At 38.7% G+C, this 21,364-nt stretch carries 20 protein-coding genes; 3 read left to right on the top strand and 17 right to left on the bottom strand.

Annotated features, from left to right (window positions below; genetic code table 11):
- Position 1: 1 nt before the first annotated feature.
- From HC733_RS15450 to rpsB, 5 genes are all read right to left on the bottom strand, one after another.
- Positions 2–775: an isoprenyl transferase gene (locus HC733_RS15450; protein ID WP_190365913.1), complete on the bottom strand. Its 774-nt coding sequence runs from the start codon at positions 773–775 to the stop codon at positions 2–4.
- A 76-nt stretch (positions 776–851) separates the two neighbouring features.
- Complete coding sequence (gene frr, locus HC733_RS15445) at positions 852–1,409, bottom strand: ribosome recycling factor (RefSeq protein ID WP_190365912.1); 558 nt, start codon at positions 1,407–1,409, stop codon at positions 852–854.
- 23 nt (positions 1,410–1,432) lie between these two features.
- Complete coding sequence (pyrH, locus tag HC733_RS15440; protein WP_190365934.1) at positions 1,433–2,170, bottom strand: UMP kinase; 738 nt, start codon at positions 2,168–2,170, stop codon at positions 1,433–1,435.
- Between the two features lie 172 nt (positions 2,171–2,342).
- Entirely contained in the window at positions 2,343–3,194 is an 852-nt protein-coding gene (tsf, locus tag HC733_RS15435; RefSeq protein ID WP_190365911.1) for a translation elongation factor Ts, read from the bottom strand.
- A gap of 104 nt (positions 3,195–3,298) precedes the next feature.
- Entirely contained in the window at positions 3,299–4,027 is a 729-nt protein-coding gene (rpsB, locus tag HC733_RS15430; RefSeq protein WP_190365910.1) for a 30S ribosomal protein S2, read from the bottom strand.
- 268 nt (positions 4,028–4,295) lie between these two features.
- Between rpsB and map the strand changes: the two genes are divergently transcribed.
- Genes map through dapD form a run of 3 tightly spaced genes read left to right on the top strand, consistent with a single transcriptional unit; the run spans position 4,296 to position 8,548 of the window.
- Positions 4,296–5,081, top strand: a complete 786-nt coding sequence (map, locus tag HC733_RS15425) for a type I methionyl aminopeptidase (protein ID WP_190365909.1) — start codon at positions 4,296–4,298, stop codon at positions 5,079–5,081.
- A 9-nt stretch (positions 5,082–5,090) separates the two neighbouring features.
- A complete protein-coding gene (gene glnD, locus HC733_RS15420) occupies positions 5,091–7,709 on the top strand; it encodes a [protein-PII] uridylyltransferase (RefSeq protein WP_190365908.1) in 2,619 nt (872 codons plus the stop codon).
- Positions 7,710–7,720: 11 nt separating this feature from the next.
- The gene (dapD, locus tag HC733_RS15415; protein ID WP_190365907.1) at positions 7,721–8,548 is read left to right on the top strand and encodes a 2,3,4,5-tetrahydropyridine-2,6-dicarboxylate N-succinyltransferase; all 828 of its coding nucleotides are present in this window, start codon (positions 7,721–7,723) and stop codon (positions 8,546–8,548) included.
- A gap of 49 nt (positions 8,549–8,597) precedes the next feature.
- On the opposite strand, the gene HC733_RS23560 is transcribed toward dapD, so the two are convergent.
- From HC733_RS23560 to HC733_RS15355, 12 genes are read right to left on the bottom strand one after another with little or no spacing between them, the layout of a single operon-like run.
- The gene (locus HC733_RS23560; protein ID WP_190365906.1) at positions 8,598–10,172 is read right to left on the bottom strand and encodes a hypothetical protein; all 1,575 of its coding nucleotides are present in this window, start codon (positions 10,170–10,172) and stop codon (positions 8,598–8,600) included.
- Between the two features lie 40 nt (positions 10,173–10,212).
- Positions 10,213–11,271 (bottom strand): 3-isopropylmalate dehydrogenase, encoded by a 1,059-nt coding sequence (leuB, locus tag HC733_RS15405; protein WP_190365905.1) that lies wholly within the window; start codon positions 11,269–11,271, stop codon positions 10,213–10,215.
- A complete protein-coding gene (locus tag HC733_RS15400; protein ID WP_190365904.1) occupies positions 11,264–11,944 on the bottom strand; it encodes an L-threonylcarbamoyladenylate synthase in 681 nt (226 codons plus the stop codon). Before HC733_RS15400 ends, leuB begins: the two co-directional genes overlap by 8 nt.
- 13 nt (positions 11,945–11,957) lie before the next feature.
- On the bottom strand, positions 11,958–12,638 hold the full coding sequence (locus HC733_RS15395) for a Sua5/YciO/YrdC/YwlC family protein (protein ID WP_190365903.1): 681 nt from the start codon (positions 12,636–12,638) through the stop codon (positions 11,958–11,960).
- A 23-nt stretch (positions 12,639–12,661) separates the two neighbouring features.
- Positions 12,662–13,252, bottom strand: coding sequence for a 3-isopropylmalate dehydratase small subunit (gene leuD, locus HC733_RS15390; RefSeq protein ID WP_190365902.1), 591 nt, complete (start codon positions 13,250–13,252; stop codon positions 12,662–12,664).
- Entirely contained in the window at positions 13,236–14,645 is a 1,410-nt protein-coding gene (locus HC733_RS15385; RefSeq protein ID WP_190365901.1) for a 3-isopropylmalate dehydratase large subunit, read from the bottom strand. Before HC733_RS15385 ends, leuD begins: the two co-directional genes overlap by 17 nt.
- Before the next feature lie 40 nt (positions 14,646–14,685).
- On the bottom strand, positions 14,686–15,828 hold the full coding sequence (locus HC733_RS15380; protein ID WP_190365900.1) for an amidohydrolase family protein: 1,143 nt from the start codon (positions 15,826–15,828) through the stop codon (positions 14,686–14,688).
- Positions 15,829–15,836: 8 nt separating this feature from the next.
- Positions 15,837–16,532, bottom strand: a complete 696-nt coding sequence (locus tag HC733_RS15375) for an iron-containing redox enzyme family protein (protein ID WP_190365899.1) — start codon at positions 16,530–16,532, stop codon at positions 15,837–15,839.
- Positions 16,533–16,549: 17 nt separating this feature from the next.
- The gene (locus HC733_RS15370) at positions 16,550–17,743 is read right to left on the bottom strand and encodes a LeuA family protein (protein ID WP_190365898.1); all 1,194 of its coding nucleotides are present in this window, start codon (positions 17,741–17,743) and stop codon (positions 16,550–16,552) included.
- Positions 17,744–17,757: 14 nt separating this feature from the next.
- The gene (locus HC733_RS15365) at positions 17,758–18,279 is read right to left on the bottom strand and encodes a nitroreductase family protein (RefSeq protein ID WP_342366020.1); all 522 of its coding nucleotides are present in this window, start codon (positions 18,277–18,279) and stop codon (positions 17,758–17,760) included.
- Between the two features lie 31 nt (positions 18,280–18,310).
- On the bottom strand, positions 18,311–19,471 hold the full coding sequence (locus tag HC733_RS23555) for an MFS transporter (RefSeq protein WP_190365896.1): 1,161 nt from the start codon (positions 19,469–19,471) through the stop codon (positions 18,311–18,313).
- Positions 19,472–19,488: 17 nt separating this feature from the next.
- The gene (locus HC733_RS15355) at positions 19,489–20,622 is read right to left on the bottom strand and encodes a citrate/2-methylcitrate synthase (RefSeq protein ID WP_190365895.1); all 1,134 of its coding nucleotides are present in this window, start codon (positions 20,620–20,622) and stop codon (positions 19,489–19,491) included.
- Positions 20,623–21,364: the final 742 nt, after the last annotated feature.

Raw genomic sequence — 21,364 nt, 5'->3', positions numbered from 1 at the left:
TTTAACTTGTTGTTTTGGACGCAGCGAGTAGTTGTTTTATTTGATCGCCGGTGCAGCCAAAGCGTCTTTCTCTTGATACATAACATGCGATGGCCTCTGAAAAAGCTTCGTCATTGAAGTCAGGCCATAAAGTATCTGTAAAATAAAGCTCAGCATAAGCTGCCTGCCAAAGCAAAAAGTTACTTATTCGATAATCACCACCGGTGCGTATAAGTAAATCAAGTTCGCTTTGGTTTGCCATAGTAAGATGTTTTGATATTTCCTCTTCCGTGATCTGTTCGGGCGCTAAAGTTCCTTCAGCCACTTGTAATGCTAACTTTTGCGCAGCCTGAGTTATATCCCAGCGGCCACCATAGTTAGCTGCAACATTAAGTTGTAGTCCAGTATTTGCACTCGTCAACTGATGTGCTGTATTAACTCGCTCTTGCAAAGATGCAGGAAAGCGACTTAAGTCACCTATCACAGTTAACTTTACATTGTTTTTGTGGAGTTTCTTCACCTCTTTTGTCAGGACCAATAAAAACAGTTCCATCAATGTACTCACTTCGTCCTCTGGACGACGCCAGTTTTCGCTACTAAAAGCAAACAGCGTCAAAGACTCAATCCCGAGATTCGAGCAGAACTGGACCGCATTACGAACTGAGTCTACACCCTTTTTATGTCCGTATGTTCTAGGCCTATTGCGCGACTGTGCCCAGCGACCATTTCCATCCATAATGATAGCAATGTGCTTTGGCAAAGATTGCTGTGAAATCGTTTCAGCGTTTAAAACCATAATCCCGATTTAGATAAAAAAAAACGCCGCCTAGTATACCCTAGACGGCGTTGCAAAACTAATAGTTTTGAACTGCTTAGATTTCCATCAATTCAGCTTCTTTCGCGCTCAATTGCGTATCCATTTCTTTAACAAACTTATCTGTTAGCTTTTGAATTTCATCTTCAGCTTGACGTGCTTCGTCCTCAGAAATTTCTTTGTCTTTCAACAGCGCTTTAATATCACCGTTAGCGTCACGACGAATATTACGTATCGCTACACGACCATTTTCAACTTCGCCACGTACGATCTTGATAAGATCTTTACGACGCTCTTCTGTTAACGGAGGAAGTGGTACACGAATGATCGTGCCCGCTGACATTGGGTTTAAACCTAAATCCGAAGACATAATCGCTTTTTCAACGGCTTGCGCTAAAGATTTGTCAAATACACTTATAGTCAACGTTCGCGCATCTTCAGTTGATACGTTTGCTACTTGGTTAAGTGGTGTATCAGCACCGTAGTAAGACACAGTAATGCCATCAAGCAATGCTGGGTGTGCACGGCCTGTACGGATTTTTGATAATTGGCTAGCAAGTGCTGCTACGCTTTTTTTCATGCGCTCCTGCGCATCTTTTTTAATATCGTTAATCACAATTCAATCCTAGTCTTAACTGATTATTCCGAAGCGGTTAAAGAGATCAAAGTGCCCTCTTCTTCGCCCATGATAACGCGCTTCAACGCGCCTGGTTTGTTCATGTTAAATACGCTCAATGGCATATTATGGTCACGGGCCAGCGTAAATGCCGCTAAGTCCATCACCTTTAATTCTTTTTCAATAATCTCATTATACGTCAAATGACGATAAAGTGTGGCATCTGGGTTCTTAACAGGGTCATCACTGAACACACCATCAACCTTTGTTGCTTTGATCACAGTATCGGCTTCAATCTCAATACCACGTAAACACGCCGCTGAGTCAGTTGTGAAGAATGGATTACCTGTACCCGCCGCAAAAATCACCACGCGGCCTGATTTTAACAGGCTAATTGCTTCTGCCCAGTTGTATGCATCGCACACCCCATTTAACGGGATTGCAGACATTAAACGTGCATTAACAAACGCTCGGTGTAGCGCATCGCGCATCGCAAGACCGTTCATAACCGTTGCCAGCATGCCCATATGGTCGCCAACAACACGATTCATACCTGCTTCGGCAAGCGAGCCACCACGTAAAAAGTTACCACCACCGATAACTAAACCCACTTCTACGTCGAGCTCTACAAGTTCTTTGATCTCTTGCGCCATGCGATCCAACACTTTTGGATCGATACCAAAGCCTTCATCTCCCATTAAAGCTTCACCGCTTAATTTAAGAAGAACGCGTCTAAAAACAGGTTTTCGATTGATAGTCATATTTTCCGGGCCATTTGTAAAAGTGAGATAAAAAATAACCGCGCTTATGATATTCATAAATGCGCGGCTATTTTAAAGAATTTTCAGCATCGAAGCAAAAGCAAATCAACAATTACCCTTGGGATCACCCCTAAGATAAATCTGCGGTGCTTACTTTTGCTACTGAACAAACTTATTCGCCTTTTGCAGCAGCGATTTGTGCAGCAACTTCAGCAGCGAAGTCTTCTTCTTTTCTCTCGATGCCTTCACCAACTTCTAAACGTACGAAGTTAGATACTGTCGCGCCTTTTTCTTTAAGAATTTCGCCAACAGTCTTCTTAGGTTCCATGATGAAAGGTTGACCAGTAAGAGAAACCTCACCAGTGAACTTTTTCATACGGCCAACAACCATTTTCTCAGCGATTTCAGCAGGCTTACCCTCGTTCATCGCGATTTCGATTTGTACCGCTTTTTCTTTTTCAACTACGTCTGCAGGTACGTCTTCAGGATTTACGTACTCAGGCTTAGAAGCAGCTACGTGCATTGCAACGTGCTTAAGTGTCTCTTCATCAGCTTCACCCGCAACAACAACGCCGATACGCTCGCCGTGACGGTAAGTAGCAAGGTTTGCACCATCGATGTACTCAACGCGACGAACGTTGATGTTTTCACCGATTTTAGCAACTAGAGCAACACGAGCTTCTTCGAACTGTGCTTGTAAGTCAGCAATCGAAGTTTTAGATGCAGCAGCAACGTCTAGTACAGAGTTAGCGAACGCTAGGAAGTTTGCGTCTTTAGCAACGAAGTCAGTCTGACAGTTAACTTCTAATAGTGCAGCGAAACCTTCGCCTTCTTTGATAAGGATTGTACCTTCAGCAGCGATGTTACCTGCTTTTTTAGCAGCCTTTGCAGCACCGCTCTTACGCATGTTTTCAATCGCAAGTTCGATGTCACCATTGGTTTCAGTTAGCGCTTTTTTACAATCCATCATGCCAGCGCCAGTACGCTCGCGTAATTCTTTTACTAGGGCAGCAGTTACAGCCATTAGAATATCCTCAAATATGAATTCTGTTTTAGGGAAGCGGAATAACCGCTCTTCAAGAATATCAAGCCTTCATCTCATTTAGATGAAGGCTTGATGACAGCTAATTACTCAGCTTCTACGAAATCGTCGTTTTCAGCTTGAGCAACGATGTTGCTTTCACGACCTTCTGTGATAGCAGCAGCTACAGCGCCAGTGTAAAGCTGGATAGCGCGGATAGCGTCGTCGTTACCAGGTACGATGTAATCAACACCATCTGGGTTCGAGTTAGTATCAACTACAGCTACTACAGGAATACCTAGGTTGTTAGCTTCGCGGATTGCGATGTGCTCGTGGTCAGCGTCGATAACGAAGATAGCGTCAGGAAGACCGCCCATATCTTTGATACCGCCAAGGCTCTTTTCAAGCTTTTCCATTTCACGAGTTAGCATTAACGCTTCTTTCTTAGTCAGTTTCTCGAAAGTACCGTCTTGGCTTTGAACTTCAAGTTCTTTAAGACGCTTGATTGATTGACGAACTGTTTTCCAGTTAGTCAACATACCACCTAACCAACGGTGATTTACGAAATACTGATCACTTTGAAGAGCTGCTTCTTTAACTGCTTCGCTTGCAGCGCGCTTAGTACCTACGAAAAGAATTTTACCTTTGTTAGATGCAGTGTTCTGTAAGAACTTAAGTGCATCGTTGAACATAGGAACTGTTTTTTCTAGGTTGATGATATGTACACGGTTACGAGCGCCGAAGATGAAAGGCTTCATCTTAGGGTTCCAGTAACGAGCTTGGTGACCGAAGTGAACACCAGCTTGAAGCATATCGCGCATTGAAACGTTTGCCATTTTAAATTTCCTCTAATAGTTTAGGGTTAAGCCTCCACATATCCCATAGCACCAACATGCTCAGCGTTTTACCAAGACATGCACCCAAGTGTATGTGTCGATATGTGTGTGTGTTAATATGAATGTGTTTATCTTAACTACAAACAACCTCGTAAGATTTATTTGTAAAAAGACGGCGCGCTTTATACCATATAAAAGAGCGTAACTCAACGATAAGTACAAAATTTGTGCGTTGTTGCTAACTAAAAAATATCGACTTGGAGTCTCAATGAGTGCAGTGATTAAAACCCCTGATGAAATCGAAAAAATGCGTGTTGCCGGGCGTTTAGCCGCAGAAGTATTGGAAATGATTGGGCCTTATGTAAAGCCTGGGGTCACTACAGATGAGCTAAATACAATTTGTCATAATTATATTGTCAATGAACAAAATGCGATACCCGCACCACTTAACTACCATGGCTTTCCAAAGTCAATTTGTACGTCTGTAAATCATGTGATCTGTCACGGCATTCCTAATGACAAACCACTTAAAGAATGCGACATTATTAATATCGATGTCACGGTGATCAAAGATGGCTACCACGGTGATACGTCAAAAATGTTTTATGTTGGCACACCAACAATTCAAGGTAAGCGCTTAAGCGAAATTACCCAAGAAAGCCTGTATCTGGCAATAAAAATGGTTAAGCCCGGAGTACGCTTAGGTGATATCGGTGCCGCCATTCAAAAGTTTGCGGAAGGATTTAACTACTCTATCGTACGCGAATATTGTGGTCATGGTATTGGTAAAGAATTTCATGAAGAACCTCAGGTTATGCACTATGGCAAACCGGGTACTGGTGAGGCCTTAAAAGCAGGTATGTGCTTGACGATTGAGCCAATGGTCAATGCTGGTAAGCGTCACTGTAAGCTTTTAAAAGACGACTGGACTGTTGTCACCAAAGACCGTAGTCTATCTGCCCAATGGGAGCATACATTACTGGTCACTGACAACGGCGTTGAGATTTTAACTTTACGTAACGATGAAACCATTGACCGAGTGATAGAACACTAGGAGCCTTAGGTGGCACTGCCTAACAAATTAAAAAGGCTGCTCGATAATGCCGAGCAGCTTGCTGATTATAAAGATTGTTCTGCGTATTTTTATAAATGGCTGAGCAACGAATTCTCTAAACAACCTGTTCGTAATTTAATCAATGCACGCGCCGAGTTCATAGACCGCTTGCTCATTAAACTGTTCAACGATACTGGGCTGGCGCTTTTCCCTGAAATCGCACTAATTGCGATAGGCGGATATGGACGCGGTGAGCTTCACCCCTATTCCGACATAGACTTTCTGTTGCTAGTACAAACGCCACCCGATGAGCAATTGCAAAGTAATATCGAAAAGTTTGTCACTATGCTTTGGGATCTGAACCTTGAAATTGGTCATAGTGTCAGAACACACGAACAAGTGCTCGAACAAAAAAAGCAAGATGTTCACTTTACCACAAGCTTACTAGAAAGCCGCTTGATCTGTGGTAACCATATCGAGTTTGAGCGCTTAAAAAGCCACATTGTAGAAACACCAATATGGCGTTCAGACGAGTTTTTTATTGCCAAAGTTGATGAACAAAAAGTTCGCCATAGAAAGTGCCATGGCACGGCTTATAACCTTGAACCTAACATCAAAGAAAACCCAGGTGGACTGCGCGATTTACAAACTATTTTTTGGGTAGCTAAAAAACATTTCCACGCTGAAACCCTTGAAGAACTAATCAGTCACGGCTACCTCACTCATGAAGAATATCAAGAGCTGTTAGAGTGTATTGAAAACCTTTGGAATATTCGTTTTGCGCTGCACTTGGCAGCAGGACGTAATGAAAACCGTCTGCTTTTTGATCATCAGCCAAACGCCGCGGAATTGCTTGGCTTTGGCGCAGAGGGTAAGGCCTCTGTTGAGCGCATGATGAAGCGCCTGTTTAGGATCATGAGTCGTGTGCGGGAAGTAAACCAAATGCTACTTTCTTACTTTGAGCAAAGCATTTTACCCGGCCACGCAGAGCAAGCCGTTGTCCCGTTGGATAGGAACTTTGAGCGTGTTGGCAATAAAATTCGCGTTAAAAACCCCTCAGTGTTTTTTCGGCGTGAGCAATTATTTGTTTTATTTGAGCATATTGCCGACAACCCAGAAATCACCAGTATTGACCCAAATACCATTCGTACCATGAGGCAAGTTCGTCGCCGCTTGCTTGGCGACCTACAAGACTATGCGGGCTGTAGAGACGCTTTTTTGCGTCTGTTAAAACATCCCAATGGCATGGGTAGAGCATTTACGTTAATGCATAAACACGGCTTAATTGCCGCCTACTTACCTCAGTGGCGTAATATCTTTGGACAAATGCAGTTTGACTTATTTCACGCCTATACCGTGGATGAGCACACTCATAAGCTAATCAACAATATCTATAAATACTTTGATAAAACACAGCCAAGTGAGTTTCCTATTTGCAGTGAAATAGTCACTCGCATGGATAAGCCTGAACTATTGTATTTAGCTGCCATATTCCATGACATTGCCAAAGGTCGAGGTGGAGATCACTCCGAACTTGGTGCAGTTGATGCGTTAGCATTTTGTAAAATGCATGGCTTTACCACCTCAGATTCTCGCCTTGTGGCATGGCTAGTAAAAAGCCACTTGCTCATGTCTGTTACGGCACAACGTAAAGACATTAATGACCCTGAAGTGATAAATGAATTTGCCTCTGTGGTTAAAAATGAGCGTCAGCTAGATTATTTGTATTGTTTGACCGTTGCGGATATTCGAGCGACCAACGACAATCTGTGGAACGACTGGAAAAATACACTATTACGAGAGTTATATTTGCATGCGCAAAGAGCGCTGCGCTTGGGGCTTGAAAACCCCATGGATATGCGTGACCAAATTCGCGATAAAAAGCATCAAGCCAAACAGCGACTGATCAACAAAGGCTATGAAGAAGAGTTTATTGATTTAAGCTGGGCCCGCTTTAAAGCGAATTACTTTACTGCATTCAGCGAACAGCAAATATCTTGGCATAGTGAACACTTACTGAAGTCAAAAGACTTAAGTCAAGCCAGTGTCGTGGTCAGTGAAAAACCAATGCATGGCGGTACACAAGTTTTTGTTTACAGCCCCTATGAAGCAACCTTGTTTACCAAATTAGTTAGTGTTATTGGCTCTAAAAAAGCGCAAATACAACACGCGCAAGTCATGACTACCAAAGATGGTTATGTGGTTTTTAGCTTTGTTATCCTAGAGGTAAACGGCAATCCCGTTGCCAGCACGCGAGCAAACTCTATTCGCAAAGGCATTGAGGCAATTTTAGAAGATCCTAAGAAAAAAATTCGCTTGAAAAAGAATCGCTCGCAACGCTTTAAAGACTTTAATATCAAGCCTAAAATTATTGTTCGTCCGCATGCCCGTAACGATCGAAACTTAATTGAAATTCAGGCTATTGATATTCAGGGCTTACTAACAAAAATTGCCGAAGTATTTCAAGCAAATTCACTGCATATTCATGCGGCAAGAATTACAACCGTGGGCGAGCGCGCAGAGGATTTCTTTGTGGTATCGGATGAAAATTATCAAGCTTTAAGCGAAGAGCACAAAGCAGAACTACACCGTGATTTAATGAAAAAATTAAACGCTGAATCGGAATAAAAGAGGACGTTATGTCAGATCTAAAATTAATCATTGAGCAAGCGTGGGAACAACGCGACAGCATCACACCGACACAGGTTTCTGAACCGGTAAAGAACGCTATTATTCAAGTGCTTGACCTACTTGATTCTGGTGCAGCTCGAGTTGCAGAAAAAATCAGTGGCGAATGGGTAGTACATCAATGGTTAAAAAAGGCGGTATTACTATCGTTTCGTATTCGTGATAACCAACCAATGCACGATGGTGTTAACCAATACTTTGACAAAGTGCCATTAAAATTTAGTGACTACACGCCTGAGCAATTTCAACAAGGCGGAATGCGTGTTGTGCCAAATGCCGTAGCTCGTCAAGGCAGTTTTGTAGGGAAAAACGTAGTATTGATGCCTTCTTACGTCAACATTGGTGCCTATGTTGACGAAGGCACCATGGTAGATACCTGGGCCACAGTTGGCTCTTGTGCGCAAATTGGTAAGAATGTACATCTATCAGGTGGCGTAGGCATAGGTGGCGTTTTAGAGCCACTACAAGCGAATCCAACTATCATCGAAGACAATTGTTTTATCGGCGCTCGCTCTGAGATTGTTGAAGGTGTAATTGTTGAAGAAGGCGCGGTGATCTCTATGGGTGTATATATTTCACAAAGCACGCGTATCTATGACCGTGAAACGGGTGAAACTCACTACGGACGCGTACCGGCAGGTGCTGTTGTGGTGCCGGGTTCATTACCGAGTAAAGACGGTTCACACAGCCTATATGCCGCTATCATTGTGAAAAAAGTAGACCAACAAACTCGTGAAAAAGTGGGTATTAATGCCTTACTTCGTTCCGTAGAAGAGTAACTAACTTTTATATTGGGTTTAGGAGAGTAAAGAACTCTCCTTTATCACTCTAACGACTCTTAACACTGATCATGACAGATTCTTCAAATTGCGCTAAGTCTCGCTCATGACGAATTTGTAAGTAGGCTTTTTCACCTAACTCATATCGGCTGGGAAGATCACCCGACTTATAAGGCTGGTACTTTCTCTTAATTTCACCGCCTTTCTCATAGATACTTTCCCCTGTTAAAAAGCTGTATTCAAGTCCATTTTTAGATATTTCCTTTATTTGATAATAAGTTAACCCATGCTCTTGAACGGCTTTTACATACTCCATAGTTAAATTCGACCGAAACACGCCTTCGTCGTCCGTCGCTAACGTTATGGGAACGTTCGCATTTAAATATAGCGATAAGGGATGATCTTTGGTATCAACTCCCAATACAGATTCATTACTAGACAAACATATTTCAACGGCAATCCCATGTGTTCTCATATATTTTAGCAAATTGTCCATGTCGCGCTCCCAACCAATAGACACTCCATGCCCAATTCTCGATGCTTTACCTGTGTATATTGACTGACTTATTCTGCTTCTCATTGGCTCTACTGGAGACTCTTGCAATGTCAACTCTCCTGCATGCAAAGCGATATTTGGATGCTCATACTTACGCCAAAAAAAATCCAGTATCTCCATCTGTTTATCAAAATAAAGTTGCGATGTAATAGCAGACTCCCTGTGTACCATATTAGTAGCCACAATTCGCTTGTCTACCATCGATGCTTTCATATTAATAGCAGAATCCAGAAAAGTGTAATAAGGGTCTTGGATGCGATAGAGCTGAGGAATATACTTTACAATAACATCAGGATAATCACCTGATATTGATATATCGTATTTAGAGAGTAAAAGTCTGTTTAAGCGATTCTCCTGTTCATCCATTGCCCTATTAATTAATATTTTAAATTCTTCGCTGTCTAAATAGCCAGAAATATAACTATAGCTTTGCTCGTAGTTTTCAGCATTAAAATTTTCACGAGGCAACAGGCTATAAACTTTTTCCGTTATATTGCTATCAACAACTGCCGTCATTAGCTCTAAATATCTAATATTTTGATCATAGTTCCTATATATAATATTGGAAATGTATTCCACACCTCTATTAGGCACCTTAATGTAATCAAAAACATTGAAAAAATGATCAATCGGTAAATCTTGAGTATGACCAACACCTCGATTGCTCACTAGGTTTAAGTATAAGTTAAGCTCATTTTTCCTATTAATTAATTCAGACACAGATATAGCACATCTAATCCCTTCATAAGCGTAACTACATTTGTTTTGGTCTACTTCATTTACTGGAATTTCTGAGTGATTTTTTGGATTAAAAATGGCTTTTCTATCAATATTGTAGTTGTAGCCATTTTCCATAGAAAAGATTAATGCATGCTCTATATACTCCGCGCCACTGGCATGATTATGCAAGTCTGCTCCTTTTGGAAAATGATAGAGTGTGTTTATAACTTGAGCGCTATTTATTTTACTTTCCAACAATAACGAGTTAACAATGCCCTCATTTGATTTTTGAACATTTGAAACACATGAGCAAAGCCAAAAAGTCATCACTACAACTACTTTTTTCACTAAACCTCCATTAATTGTTATTACTATTAATCTACATATTTTATATAGATAAGATATTCGATGTTACCGACAAAGTTATATCGGTAGTGCTAAAGTGTGAGTTTTTATCTAAATCTTTAGAAAAGCACTTATCTTGAATTGCTTGTTTAATTGCTCTTGCTAAATGATCTGCAATTTTGCTTTCTCCGAGCCACCTCAGCATCATTTCCAGACTTAGTAGGGAGGCATATGGATTCGCAATCCCCTTGCCTTTAATATTCGGAGCAGAACCGTGAACAGGTTCAAAAAGAGCATATTTGTGCCCAATAGAAGAAGACGGCAGCATGCCTAGAGAACCAGACAATGCACCAGATATATCTGACAGTATGTCTCCAAACATATTTTCTGTGAGTATCACGTCAAACTGCCGCGGGTTACTAACCAAGTGCATCGCACATGAATCGATAAGTTGATGTTCTAGATGGATCTGAGGAAATGCCTCTGTTACATATCGAGTTACTACCTCTCTCCATAACTTAGAAGTTTCCAAAACATTAGCCTTGTCTACCGACACTAAACGTCGTTTTCTTTTCATTGCGAGCTCGCATGCAACCTTCGTCACCCGGATAATCTCATTTTCGGTATACGTACATTGGTCTACTGCATATAAATCACTTCGATGTTTATTTCCAAAATAGATACCTCCTGTCAACTCCCTAACAATCACCATTTCAACTCCTTGGATTAAGTCATTCTTTAATGGTGAAAACTGATTAAGATCTTCGTAAATTGACAAAGGTCTTATATTTGAAAACACTTTCAAAGTTTCACGTAGCTTCAACAACCCCCACTCTGGAGATTCATACACTCCTTTATTTTCCCACTTAGGCCCCCCAACCGCGCCCAAAAATACAGCATCAGAGTTAAGACAGCTATCGATAGTTTCTTGTGGTAAAGGCTCACCAAATTTATCTATCGCTTCGCCTCCCACTGCTTTAATATCTATATTAAATCTCACAGGAAAGCGTTGCTGTAATACTTCCATCACAGCGTGTACTGACTGAGTTACTTCAGGACCTATTCCATCGCCCGGTAGCAGCGTAATATCATAGCTATTCATTAAGCGCTCCAGACGCACTTTTTATGTACTCAGACTTCTTTTTTTCCTTATATTCTGATTCTGATATCGATGTATTCAAATTGGGCACTAGTGCAATTGCGTTTAATGAACCTAAATCACCAGCTCTAACTAGCAAAGGCTGCTCTTCGGTTAAGTCAATTATCGTATTAGCATCACTACTATCTATGTCTCCGCCGTCAATTAGCATATCAACATTGCCTGACAGTTCAGACACTGCCATGGAAAATGATCTTACATTTCCGTTACCACTTTTATTGGCAGACGTACCGGCCAAAGGTTTTCCGACTTTTTTTATTACTGTATTTAGAAATTCATGAGATTGTGAGCACACAGCCACTGTCTTAAAGCCTGACGTAACAAAATCAGGAACAATGGAACTTTTTTTAACAATAAAGCTAATATTATTTGGCAAAATCTGTTCGATTATTTTTTTATTTTCATTTGTTGTATCAATATATTTTTTTATATCTTTCTTTTCACCAAAACAAAGAGTTAAAGGCTTGTGCTTCCCTCTTTCCTTTGCCTCATATATTCGTTCTACTCCCTCTTTATTATCAAAAATAGTAAAAACGTTATAGTTAGTAGCCGTGGGAAGCACCACTACACCACCGTTCAATAAACAATCGACAATTTCTTCAATTTTATATTCCAAAATAACCCCCTAACTACAATGTCTCTTTAAAAAATTCGGAACTACCCAGTTTTATTCCATGATAACGTTCATAAGATTCAATTATAGATTCACTATTAACACCTCTTCTTCTAATTGTTTTGTTAGAGTCGTTAATAATTGTAGTTGCCATTTTTTGATCATTTTTATAGATACATTCTCCACCATCATAAAAGAAGTCAGCTTCGTTAACGATATCATCACCTACTGTTCTGATATCATATTGATTACCATGACCAGACATATTCCCTGAAGAACCAACGAGCAACATGTCTTTTTTAATAGCGATTTTAATCATATCTTCAATATAGTTTCCCGTATTCAAAAACAGAGCAACGGTGTTATTCACTGTTGCTTGATTTTTAACCCACGGATCCAGTTTATCAATATACTTAGCATCTTCTTTTAGCTTAAAAACAACAGCCAATGTCGTTTTTTTTGTAATTTCCTCAAGCCAAGACATCGTCGTGTCAGATATCACTGCAATTTCTGACGCAAGTTCAAGGTTCGCAGGTATAATACAAGGGTTACTATAAGGTCTCCCTTTTATTCTATACATTTTCTTAATCGACGATTCAGTGTTACCTAACAGGCCATAACCAATATTCGCTTTAATTAGTGCTAACCCACCTTGAGATATTGAATCAACCGCTAAACGTGGTTCATAAACTTCCATAACTACTCCTTTATATATTTTATTTAAGCACTCTCATAGCTATCAATTTCACTGCTATAATCTAACGTTATATCTACCAAGTCCTTTCCACCGAGTAAAAATTTCTTGTCGAATTCATTAATATGAAAATGTACTTCTTTAGAACATTCTCCACTTTGGTAAACCACCTTCTCTTTCACTAAGTCGATTTCCAAAGTTGTAAACTTCAAAGATTCCTCTTTTAAAACTAACCAATCACTTTTATTAACAATGAGTGGAAGTAGTCCGTTTAAAATCGAATTTTTATAGAAGATAGGTCCAAAGCTCGTCGATATAACACATTTGATATTACTGTCTAACAATGCCCAGACAGCGTGTTCTCTAGAACTTCCACAGCCGAAATTGTCTCCAGAAAAGATAATTTCGGAAGTTTTGTAGTCTTCTTTGTTGAATATAAAATCTTGATTTAAAGAGCCATCTTCACGATAGCGCCAGTTTGCAAACAAACCTTTACCCAGACCACCTTTCGATACGGTGATAAGCGCGTGCTGTGGAATAATAATATCCGTGTCAATATCATTCTCTAACAGAGGAATAGCAGTACTTACCAACCTTTCTTCAAACCGCTGCATCATTTACCTCCAGTTCATACGGGCTAGCAATTCGGCCTTTAATTGCACATACTGCTGCAGTAAGTGGACTGGCGATATGTGTTCTTACATTATTACCCTGCCTTCCCTCAAAATTTCGATTCGCAGTAGAGACACACCTCGCATATGGAGGAAGTAAATCACCATTAATACTGATACACATCGAACACCCAGGCATATGCCACTCGAACCCTGCGTCAGTAAAAACCCTATCGATACCTTCAGCTTCACACCGCTCTTTCACCCTTTGTGATCCCGGTACAATTATTGCCTTTACACGATTAGAAACATGGTGACCTTTGATTAGTTGAGCAGTCGCTTTTAAGTCTTCATATCGACCATTAGTGCAAGAGCCGATAAAAACGTAATCTATTGATAATTGGTTTATTCTAACGTTAGGTTTGACACCCATATAACGGTGAACAAATTCACCTTGAGAATTCTTCACCAAGTGTTCATCATCAATGGCAGGCACCAAACCATTTACATCAACCGCTTCTTCTGGTGTCGTTCCCCATGTTATCTGAGGCAAGATATGTGAGATATTAATTAGAAGCTCATTACAATAACTATCGCCCACACTGTCCATCAAAGCTTGCGGATCACAAATGATGTTTTTATCCTGCCTTCTAGCGGCAACTTCGAGCATAAAATCAGCGGTGATGCTATCAGGTTGAAATAACGCGAAACGCGCTCCCATTTCAATACCCATATTGCAGATAGTCGCGCGTTGCTCTACTGAAAGGGAAGTTTCTGTTTGATCTATAAATTCCAACGCTTTGTTACTACCGAAAGTCACTCCGAAAGTCCGGATCAAATAAAGAATAATATCTTTTGCGGTAACAAACTGACTCAACGCACCTGATAGCACAACCTTGACAACTTCGGGCTTTTTCATTGGCAAAGTTTGAGTACACAATACATGCTCAACTTGACTAGTCCCTATCCCCCATCCTAGTGCACCAATTGCGCCGAGTGTACAGGTGTGACTATCTCCGCATACCGCAGTCATGCCCGGAGATACTAGTGCATGCTCCAAAGCTATAACATGTACGATACCGTGATCTGGACTGCCAGGTTGATAGTATTGGATATCATTGCTAGCTGTGTTTTCCACCATCGCTGTTAGAAGCTCTTTCGCCTTTACGGGGATGCTTTGATCATCATAGTGCTTAGTCGGAATAATGTGGTCACTTGTCGCGTAAGTTTTATCAGGCCTACGAACACTTCGCCCCTTCTCCTTCAAACTAGAAAATGCTTGAGGACTTGAAACTTCATGTAATAAGTGGCTGTCAATGTAAAGTAGATCTTCGCTACTAGGTAGTGAAGTAACGACATGAGTTCGCCATATTTTGTCGAAATAATTGTTGTACTTCATAAAAAGTCCATAGCTAGGCCTTTCGACCTAGCTGTTTATATTAATAAATGTTGTAGAATTGCTGGGAATTGTGTCCAAGGATCTTATCTAATTGTTCTTTCGATATGCCTTCACAATTTTTAAGGTCAGTAAACGCGGTGCTCAAAGACGCACCTTCATAATGGACATGTGGGAAATCGGCCGCGCCCAGTATTCTATCTGCACCAACGAAGTTGATAAATTCAACTAAATTTTCTTCATCGCCTTCGACTGTAAAGTAAATCTGGTGATCCCTAACATAATCCGCTGGGGATTTTTTTGCAGGCCAAGGTTGGGCTGTCTGAGTTTTATACCACTTAGACATACGCTCCAACGCCACCGGGAACCAATTAACACCAGACTCAATAAACGCCACACGTAGATCTGGATATTTGTCAAAGATTCCACCAGAAACGAACGAGAAGAACGCAAATAATGGGCTCATTTCGAAGTTCAAAAATAACCCTGCGGCGATACTGTCTGAAGTCTCTTGAATACCGGTATGAGACCAACCTACATGGACAGAGATCGGCATATTTAGTGATTGAATTTTTTCAAAAATTGGATCATGCGCTTGGTCGTGAAGCATCTTATTCCCGACCGTTCCCAACATCATTACTGTGCTAGCACCCAGTTTGTGGACCCTTTCTATTTCCTTGACAGCTTCATCTGGTGCAGCCATTGGGATGACTGCTGCCCAACGCAATCGATCTTCACGCTTACTGCACGCTTCAGCCATGTATGAATTATAAGCTTTCATCAAAGCAGCTTCGTAATAAGCATCTTCGGACAGCGGGTGTAGGAAAAGTGTTGGGTAAATTACTGCAACATCTAAACCGATTGAATCCATACCTTCGCAATATGCATCTGGATCCGCTAAGCTTTGAACCTCAATTGATACTGGCTTTTTCTTTGCAAAATTAGAAGTTACCGGTGTGCCATAACAAGAACCACCAGGTCCAAACAGTTTAGGTCTTATTTCACCATCAATAAGCCAAACTTTATTTCTATCAGGACACCAAGTAACTGCGTCACCAATGTCGACAACTAAAGGTTTTCTGTTGGAATATTTGTCGTCAAGATATTTAAATACATCTTCAGGTTCCTCTAAATGAGAATCCGCATCAATAAAAGGGAAGTTACTATTCTTAAATACAGCTTTCATAATTTTTCCTATTTCAAATTAAGTATTTCAATATACGCACTGTGAAGTTTTTTCCACTGCTCGACACCATTAATAACTGTCGGCATTGCTTCATCCATAAAATTTTCATAAGTGCTAGAATATTCCATAATTTTTAACTTACCTTCCTCTGCATGAGATATATCTAAAGTACCATGTAATTCAAACCACTCGAGATCTCCATCATTGAAATTGAAATAATCCTTTATAATATCCTTTGCTCTTATAGAGGTTGAAGGCGTTTGTTTTTCATTTACATATATTGCAAGCATGGCGATAACAGGGTGTTTGTTTTTACAAATACCGATAAGATAATCAGTGAAATTTAAAACTCCCTCACAAGGGCTACTTAGTGCGATTTCCTCTTCCGTTGCACCAGCTCGCAACGCAACTCGCTTCATTAAGTTATAATGGGAGTCACTTCCATCACATATAGATGTTTCTTCACCTATTAACTGTTCCATCATATACTGCCTAATACCTTCAATTTGGGTATTTGAGTGAATGGCACTGAAAACACAATTTTGACGATATGTTTGATGGTATTTTTGTATAGCCCAGTTCTTAAATGAAGTGAGATTAACACCCTCTTCCAGTTTTCCAATAAACGAACTTTCAGATGTTCTGTTGTTATCGATATACGAATCAATATCTATAAATATTTTTTTTAAATCTTCACTAATCACAATAAAAACCTCAAATACTAAATACAAACAAGACCGTAATCTTCCACGTCAACTTGTATACGCCCAAATAACTCATTATAAATTTCCATGAAGTCACCTGGCTCTATTGAGCTACTTTTGTAACAGCGCTTCATTGCTTCTTCATAAATAAGTTTCAGTTGATTTTCAGATGGCAATACATCATTATCATTAAGTATTTTTTTTATTAGCGTATAACCGGAATGTTTGGTAAAACAAAATGATAGCTTTCTTCCAAAGTCCTCCGGATGAACATATTCATAAACACTTCTATCTTTAAGAATACCGTTAATATGAATTCCTGCTGCAGTCGTAAATGCATTTTTCCCAACAATCGGTCGATTAGGGCTTAGTGGAATATTTAAATCTTCTCCTAGTTCAAAACACACTTCAGCGAGCCGATTAAAATTGATATCTATATATGCACCAATGTTTTCAGACTTGTATTTAGTAATTGCAGAAATTTGCTCCAACGCGGTATTTCCACAACGCTCACCAATTCCCAAAAGTGTTGTCTGCAAAATATCTACACCAGCTTCTATTGCTGACAACGCGTTGGCTGTTGCCAACCCTAAGTCGTCGTGGAAATGACATGAAACCTTACGCTCGTTTCCAACTAAGCTGCGAATATACCTAACACTGTCATCAACACTTTTTGGCGTTGCACAACCTACCGTATCTGCAAAAACAATTGTATTTGCACCATGTTCTATACCAGCTTCAATAATTGCTTTTAAGTTCTTTTTACTCGCTCTAGAGGCATCTTCCAAACCCAATGAAATATCAGTAAAGCCATACTCCCTAGCTAACTTGCACCCTTCAATAGTTTCAAATACAGCATCATCTAATGAGTATTTTCTTTTCTTTTCTATATGTAAGTCAGATACACTCAGTAAAAGTTGAAGCTGAACATTTTCTTTATTTACAATACACTCAGATGAGGTCAATATATCTTGAAGAGTTGGTCTAGAAAAAACCACTAAAGTTGGTCTTTCTCTTTCGTATGATATAATCCTGCAAACCTCGTAATCACACCTATTTGACGTAGGATATCCAGCTTCAATATAATCAACACCTATTGAAGATATTTGCTCAAAATATTTTAACTTCATATCTATAGACATACTATTACCAGGAGCTTGTTCACCATCTCTTAGTGTCGTGTCATATATCTCTATTTTTCTTTTTCTCATTTAAAAACCATCAATCATATAAACTTAGAATACTCATTTATATTAAATTGCCTTTCTGTGTTATTTTTACTTTTCGCAACACCTATATGTAAAAAGCCTATAATTTTTTCATTATCATTAAGTTCCAGCTCATACATATACTCTTTATTTACTGCCGCTGAACCCGTAGACCAAAAAGTTCCATAGCCAAGTTCGTTCGCAATTAAACTTGAGTTATATAAAGCTAACCCTGATGTAATTAATTGTTCATCAACTGGTATTCTAGAATCCAAATTTGGACTAAATATACCTACTAATAAAACTGGCGATTTAAAACAAAGAGACTTTAACCTTTTAATCTTTAGATCATCCTCTTCATCTACTAGCTTTAGTAACTTATCGTATAGATATTCTCTTCTATCTTCCGCCAAAATGAGAATTCTCCAGGGTCTTAACCCCCCATGGTCAGGAGCTGAGTTTGCTGCACTAATAATATCGTTCAACTCTTCTTCTGTAGGTCCTTGCGGCAAAAAAGACATACTAGACCTTCTATTTATTATTAAATTATTAATAGGAAACTCCTTTAAACTATTTATAAAATTTTCTTATACTAACAACACTAAAAAAGTATAAAACCGATAAAACCATACAAACCACAGAAACAAAAACCCATGAAAAATATGATTCAACACCAATAAAAAAAGAAACAACTATTGCAAGAAATATCGTAGAAAACTCTGTATAAATTGAAAACCTCCCTATAACACTCACTCTTTCACCAAAATTATCAACAACATCACCAAATTGCTTAAGCCCTGACGGGAGCATCATGGTAAAAACTATTGTCTCTATACAAAAAAAGAAAACAAAAACATAAAACTCGTTAGACATTGACATTAACAAAAAGCAAAAACCCATAATAAACATGCTTATTGATGATATTTTAAGAGGATCAAACTTATCTGCTAAAACCCCCATAAAAGGCATTAAAAGTGTAGAAATAATACCGGACAGAGAGAACATAACCCCTACATCTTTAACATCACCATTCAAACTCTGAACAACGTAAACTGGCGCTATTAACATGCAAGAAAATAGTGTAAACCGCCTCACAATACTGGGAATATAAACACCCAACAGTCGCAACTCTTCCACCCCACCAATTTTTATTATAGTTTTACCATCTGCAGAGTTTGAAATGCAAAAATGTTTTCTTAAAAAAACAGAAATTAAAAACCCAATAAAACCAAATAACGAAGCAAAGAAAAATACATATCTATATGAATAATAACTAAATATAAAACTACCTATAACGGGCCCAAGAACCATACCGAGACCAAAAGAAGCACCAAAAAAACCCATTTTCTTACCACGTTCAGGGTCTTTATTAGTAGCCTCAACAGCAAGTGCAGTTAAGCATATAACTACAACCCCCTCTATCACACCCTCAATAAATCTATAAAAAGCAATGAGATATATACTAGTCTCGAGAGAATACATCAAAAAAGTAGCACTATAAGCAAGAAAACAAATTGAGAGTATGTTTTTACCAAAGCCTTTATTAATTAATATCCCTGTAACCTTTTTGGATGTAAGCCTTCCTATCACAAGGGATATAAATGGAACCCCTAAAATAGAAGTCCCACTTCCCTCTCCAATAATCAATGGCATTACGGGTATTACAATACCGAAACCTATATTTATTACTATCGAAAGAAATATTAAATTATAAAAGTATAAACATTTCACATAACCGCCTTATATAATCATTTCTTTCTCACATCCAAGACGCCCGTGTACCTTGCTCTAGGCCTAATAATTCTTCTATTTTCTTTGAATTCCAAATAGTGTGCCAAATATCCAAAAACACGAGACATTGCGAATACAGAAGTGAAATATTGGCCTGGTATGCCTAATGAATATAATACTGGGCCTTTATAAAACTCTAAATTTGCCCATATATTTTTACCTTTCTTTGAAAAGTGTGCTTGGCATAAATCTTCTAATTCTAATAGGATCTCAAACAACCTTTTACCTTCACCTTCAGTGCAAAATTCCTTTGCAAAAGGTTTCAAAATTTTTGCTCTAGGATCAACAGTTCGATATTCTCTATGACCCATACCCATAATTTTTTCACCTGCGGCAATAGTCTTAGAAAGGTAATCAGCAGCTTTATCTTTTGAGCCAATTTCAAATGCCATTTCTAGTGCAGCTTGATCTGCGCCACCGTGAAGCTTGCCAAACAACGTCCCAATGGATGCTGATATAACGGATTGAAGTGGCGCATGTGCGCTTGCACAAACTCGACCGGTAAAAGTACCCGCATTAAAGCTGTGCTCTAACTGTAATATTTGAATTAAATCAAGCGCTTTGATTTGTTCTTTTGAAGGCGATTTACCCGTGAACGATTTAAGAAATCGTTCATTAATCCCGGTTTCACATACATCCTTTAATGGTTCCATTCCATTTTGTATTCTGTACCACCCTGCAACTAAAGCAGGAAGCTTCGCTGCAATATACAAACCTAAAATCAAGTCTGGATCATCACCATTTAGGAAGCTAAAATCACCTTTAGGCTTAGACAGTAAAGGAACCGCAGACTGTAACATCAGCATAGGATGTAATGTTTTCGGAAGTGATTTTAAATACGTTATGTCTTTATCGTTTATTTTTTGGTTTTCTAAGAGAAAAGTATTTACTTTATCTTTAACTTTATTACAAACATGATGTCCAAATAAAATTATTACAACTACATCTAAATATGACATTTCTGAGAGAGTTTCAATATCTAACCCTCTATAGCTTAATCGACCAATGTCACCTTCAACATTTGATATTTTTGTCTCTCCAACATATACACCCTCTAAACTAGGTGAATAAATTCCTTCCATCTCTTTCATAAATTACTCCTATCAAAAAAATTTTAAAAATATTATCAACCACAATTATTTTCGTAAAATTAATAATGCTAATAATGAATTAAATAGAAATTATAATATGAAAAAACATTAAGATTAATTTAATTAAATTTAACCAAGACTAATCACAACTTTGAATTTCATGGATTTAGATTGAAGATATAAAAAATACTTAATTATGTATCTAAATATTTAATACAAAAAAGTTAGGAATTGATGAGGGCAGGTAAATGTGAGTTAGATTAAAAACTAGCTCTTTTAGGTTCATCTTTTATGCCAACCTCTATAAAAATGAAGAATAAAATCACAGCTAGAACATTTCAAAAAATACGAAAACATATCATTCGCATCAAAGAACAGAAGATTAATTTAATATAGATTGTTATTTAATTAGCATAGCTCTGAACTTTATATATAACTGAGTCTTACCATTAAATTTTTATGTCACTGAGAACTAGTGAGCTTGAAACGATTTGAAGCTTCTTATGATTAAAATTCTTCTAAATTGTTGAATTGTTGAATTGTTGAATTGTTGAATTGCTGAATTGTTGAATTGCTGAATTGTTGAATTGCTGAATTGTTGAATTGCTGAATTGTTGAATTGCTGAATTGTTGAATTGTTGAATTGTTGAATTGTTGAATTGTTGAATTGTTGAATTGTTGAATTGTTGAATTGTTGAATTGTTGAATTGTTGAATTGTTGAATTGTTGAATTGTTGAATTG

The organism is Pseudoalteromonas sp. S16_S37 (genome assembly GCF_014694405.1).
Lineage (GTDB): Bacteria > Pseudomonadota > Gammaproteobacteria > Enterobacterales > Alteromonadaceae > Pseudoalteromonas.
This window is presented reverse-complemented; position numbering and strand designations above follow the sequence as displayed.

Bases quoted from the DNA above. Each gene is read 5' to 3' on its own strand.
- HC733_RS15450 (WP_190365913.1), bottom strand. From the start codon at position 775: ATGGTTTTAAACGCTGAAACGATTTCACAGCAATCTTTGCCAAAGCAC.
- pyrH (WP_190365934.1), bottom strand. From the start codon at position 2,170: ATGACTATCAATCGAAAACCTGTTTTTAGACGCGTTCTTCTTAAATTA.
- tsf (WP_190365911.1), bottom strand. From the start codon at position 3,194: ATGGCTGTAACTGCTGCCCTAGTAAAAGAATTACGCGAGCGTACTGGC.
- rpsB (WP_190365910.1), bottom strand. From the start codon at position 4,027: ATGGCAAACGTTTCAATGCGCGATATGCTTCAAGCTGGTGTTCACTTC.
- map (WP_190365909.1), top strand. From the start codon at position 4,296: ATGAGTGCAGTGATTAAAACCCCTGATGAAATCGAAAAAATGCGTGTT.
- dapD (WP_190365907.1), top strand. From the start codon at position 7,721: ATGTCAGATCTAAAATTAATCATTGAGCAAGCGTGGGAACAACGCGAC.
- leuB (WP_190365905.1), bottom strand. From the start codon at position 11,271: ATGAATAGCTATGATATTACGCTGCTACCGGGCGATGGAATAGGTCCT.
- HC733_RS15395 (WP_190365903.1), bottom strand. From the start codon at position 12,638: ATGGAAGTTTATGAACCACGTTTAGCGGTTGATTCAATATCTCAAGGT.
- leuD (WP_190365902.1), bottom strand. From the start codon at position 13,252: ATGATGCAGCGGTTTGAAGAAAGGTTGGTAAGTACTGCTATTCCTCTG.
- HC733_RS15385 (WP_190365901.1), bottom strand. From the start codon at position 14,645: ATGAAGTACAACAATTATTTCGACAAAATATGGCGAACTCATGTCGTT.
- HC733_RS15380 (WP_190365900.1), bottom strand. From the start codon at position 15,828: ATGAAAGCTGTATTTAAGAATAGTAACTTCCCTTTTATTGATGCGGAT.
- HC733_RS15370 (WP_190365898.1), bottom strand. From the start codon at position 17,743: ATGAGAAAAAGAAAAATAGAGATATATGACACGACACTAAGAGATGGT.
- HC733_RS15355 (WP_190365895.1), bottom strand. From the start codon at position 20,622: ATGAAAGAGATGGAAGGAATTTATTCACCTAGTTTAGAGGGTGTATAT.